Source organism: Ferrovum myxofaciens (genome assembly GCF_000735045.1).
Lineage (GTDB): Bacteria > Pseudomonadota > Gammaproteobacteria > Burkholderiales > Ferrovaceae > Ferrovum > Ferrovum myxofaciens.
In genome coordinates this window covers 1-253 of record NZ_JPOQ01000593.1, presented here as the reverse complement: position 1 = coordinate 253, position 253 = coordinate 1, and the positions used below count along the sequence as shown (strand labels likewise).

Here is a 253-nt window from a genome sequence, read left to right as displayed (position 1 = left end):
GGTCATTGAAGACCATATCTTTTCTGCCGTCCAGACGCTTTTTGGTCTGGATGAGACGGTAACCCTGTATGACCTGACCAACACCTATTTTGAGGGTGATGTCGAGGGCAATGAAAAAGCGCAACGAGGGCATTCAAAAGAGAAACGTAGCGACTGCCCTCTGGTGACACTGGGCCTGGTGCTTGATGGCAGCGGCTTTGTGCGCCGCTCCAAAACCTTTGCAGGTAATGTGGCCGAATGCGGCACATTGGAG

At 52.6% G+C, this 253-nt stretch carries 1 pseudogene; it reads left to right on the top strand.

The features are described from left to right. Nucleotides 1-253: pseudogene (locus tag IV91_RS16520) on the top strand (IS1634 family transposase); the annotation flags it as partial.